The 2907-nt window shown below is 42.2% G+C and carries 3 protein-coding genes; all 3 read left to right on the forward strand.

Annotation, left to right across the window (positions count from 1 at the left end; all coding sequences use genetic code 11):
* Positions 1-217: 217 nt before the first annotated feature.
* On the forward strand, positions 218-1444 hold the full coding sequence (locus tag ACKWMY_RS27970) for a tyrosine-type recombinase/integrase (RefSeq protein ID WP_409487514.1): 1227 nt from the start codon (positions 218-220) through the stop codon (positions 1442-1444).
* A 91-nt stretch (positions 1445-1535) separates the two neighbouring features.
* Positions 1536-2483 carry a hypothetical protein gene (locus tag ACKWMY_RS27975; RefSeq protein ID WP_409487515.1) on the forward strand — a complete coding sequence of 316 codons (948 nt, stop codon included), beginning with the start codon at positions 1536-1538 and terminating at the stop codon, positions 2481-2483.
* Positions 2484-2661: 178 nt separating this feature from the next.
* Positions 2662-2907: helix-turn-helix transcriptional regulator (locus ACKWMY_RS27980; protein WP_409487516.1), on the forward strand; the 246-nt coding region annotated here is incomplete at its 3' end.

Below are 2907 nucleotides of genomic sequence, written 5' to 3' on the forward strand. Positions count from 1 at the left end.
GTAAAAGCGCCTTTTTTCAACAGCTTGACTGACTAGTATCAGTTCATGCCGTACGACAAAATTAGATGTTCTAATGCTTTCGTTATAATTAAATATATACTTTAAATTCAATTTGTTACATTTCAAATTGACTGTATATTGTTCCAGTGTTTTTTGACGTTATGCTATTGTTGCGGCACAATGTGTATAAACATCTGTATAAATACTTGGGGCAGGCATGGCGGGAGAACTCAATAAGCTGAGTGATAAGCGGCTCAGAAACCTACAAGGCACGCCACGCCAAAAGATAGAATTCTTTGCGGATGGCGCAGGTCTGAGTGCCAAGCTTTCAAAGGTTGGCGGGATCAGCTGGGTGTTCACCTATCGCCTGGTTGGTGCAAAACTGCATCGGGTTACGTTGGGTAACTATCCAGATATGAGCCTTAAGCAAGCCCGCGATACCCGAGATAAGTGCCGTTCCTGGTTGGCGGAAGGCAAAGACCCCAAGATGCAATTTAACCTTACGATGGAAGAAAGTCTCAAACCCGTTACGGTGAAAGAGGCCCTGGTGTATTGGATTGATGAATATGCAATGGATAACCGAGCCAACGTAGAGAGGCATAAGGCGCAGCTTGAAAGGCATATTTACCCCTATATTGGAAATATGGCACTTTCTGATTGTGAAACACGTTATTGGCTCAAATGTTTTGACCGAATAAAACGTGAGTCCCCGGTTGCGGCTGGGTATATTTTTCAGATGTGTAAACAAGCCCTTAAATTTTGCCGTGTGCGGCGTTATGCGGTGAGTAATTGGCTTGATGATTTAGCCATTCCCGACGTTGGGAGGAAGCAACGAAAGCGCGACAGGGTTTTAAATGATGGAGAGTTGGGGCAACTGTGGAAATTTGCTAATAACGATGAGTTATTTTCACCGTATTACTCCGCATTGCTAACTATCCTGATAGTTTTTGGTTGTCGTTCGCAAGAGGCCCGCTTGTCTGAGTGGAAAGAATGGGACTTGGAACAATGGTTATGGACGGTGCCAAAAGAGCATAGTAAATCAGGTGAGAAAATCATTAGGCCGGTTCCATTACAGCTACGAGAATTTATTACTGAGCTTAACCGCCATAATAAAAATAGTGGCTATCTGTTAGGTGTAGTGAAAAAGTCAGAGGCAGTAAGCCAGACAGGACGAAATATGTACAAGCGTCTTAACCATGCGGAGCCTTGGACTTTACACGACTTACGACGCTCGCTTGCTACCAAGCTTAATGAGCTAGGTATCGCTCCGCATGTGGTTGAGCAGTTATTAGGGCATACAATGCCTGGCGTCATGGCAATCTACAACCGCAGCCAGTATCTGCCTGAGAAGCTGGACGCGTTGAACAAGTGGATAGACCGGCTGGAAGTGCTGGCGGGTAATCATGAAAACGTTGTTTTGCTATCAAGCAGGGAAACGGCGTAAACTTATTGAGCGGGGCTAGGTCGGCCAACCGAAAAGCGGGAAACCCTACCCGCCTGCCACGCTTAATTTTAGGGGCGTTGAGGGTAGCGCTATGGCTGAAAAAGAAATAAAAATTCCGTTCTCATATTGCAGACTGTCTCGAGGCGCTTCTTTTCTAGGGGTTGAGCCATCAGATTTGATTAATCTAGCTGTAGAGAATAAAATAGAACTGTGCATTATGCTCAAAAGGTTTCACTGTCGAGTTTTATTTAAGGGAAGTACTGATTTTGCAAGCGAATGGCATTCAAAACTACTTTACCCTAGCACGTTCAATAATTTATCAGGGCAAACTAGAGCAATAACAAACTATTCATTTATTGAGTTTTCCAATGGCGAGTTTTTTAACCCTGAAAAACTACTTTCGGGCGCTGACGTATTTAATGAAAAAGAGGGTAACGGCTTCCTCGTTGGATATTGTTTCGCTCATGGTCTTTGGCGGATTAATCCAGAACAATTTGAATCCATGTCTGTTATAGATAAATTTTTCCCTGGATTTTATCCTTGTTTATCAGGTCGTAAAAGTCCTGTGATTCAGGTCTTACCAGCAAAGCCGTTTATTGATCATCAGGATGGAGGACGCTTTAATTTTGATAGTTTCGAGTTTAGTATTGGCGTTGATGATTTATGGATTACTCATTACGACATAAAGAGAATTATGGAAAGTGATCTTGATTTTGACTCACTATCAATGCTGACTGAAGTAGAGCGACCAGATCTAAATGGCGACATTTCGAATAATACTAACATCCGATCTGAAAAAGCGTTGGAAAGACATGCAAGAAACGAACTTGCTATTATTAGTGCTGCTTTCAGATTTAAAGATGAGTGTATTGATACTTTTAAAGAAGATTGTTTTAAAAAAGATGGTTCTTATAACTTTTCCGCTTGGGCTAGGCATGTTATCGATAAGGTAACTCTTTTTCAAAACAAAGAGTGCCCTGTAAAGAGTGTTGATACTGTTGCGTCATATATTAGCAAGGTGTTCAAAGGCGTTAACTAATCGCTTCTAATGATTAAAAGGGGTGTTTTAATCATTAAAACACCCCTTTTGATATCTAAATCATGGTTTCTAAACATTAGAAGCTATGTTCATTTAAATATAAAATAATAATACTTCACTCTACAACACCATAACAGTCTGGAAATCTTTCCAACTGAAAGTGTTAAATGGAGAAAGTATGTCAAATAAAATTTTTACCCCACCCACCCCAGAGCAACGCCGCACCATTCTTAGCGAGTACGGCTTTACCTACGACAAACGCATCCGTGAGCGTGAATGCATGGATATTACCAGTCTATCCCGTACCACTCGATGGCAGTTCGAGAACGAAGGCAAGTTCCCGCCTCGCTGTCACTTTGGCCGTAATTCCTGCGCCTGGCTTCTCAGTGATGTGCTGTGGTGGGTTCGTAATCCGCCTGCCGTT

This window comes from Serratia sp. J2 (genome assembly GCF_046269175.1).
Classification (GTDB): domain Bacteria; phylum Pseudomonadota; class Gammaproteobacteria; order Enterobacterales; family Enterobacteriaceae; genus Chania; species Chania fonticola_C.

What these genes read in the sequence shown, in the direction of transcription:
- ACKWMY_RS27970 (WP_409487514.1), top strand. Translation starts at nt 218, where the DNA reads ATGGCGGGAGAACTCAATAAGCTGAGTGATAAGCGGCTCAGAAACCTA.
- ACKWMY_RS27975 (WP_409487515.1), top strand. Translation starts at nt 1,536, where the DNA reads ATGGCTGAAAAAGAAATAAAAATTCCGTTCTCATATTGCAGACTGTCT.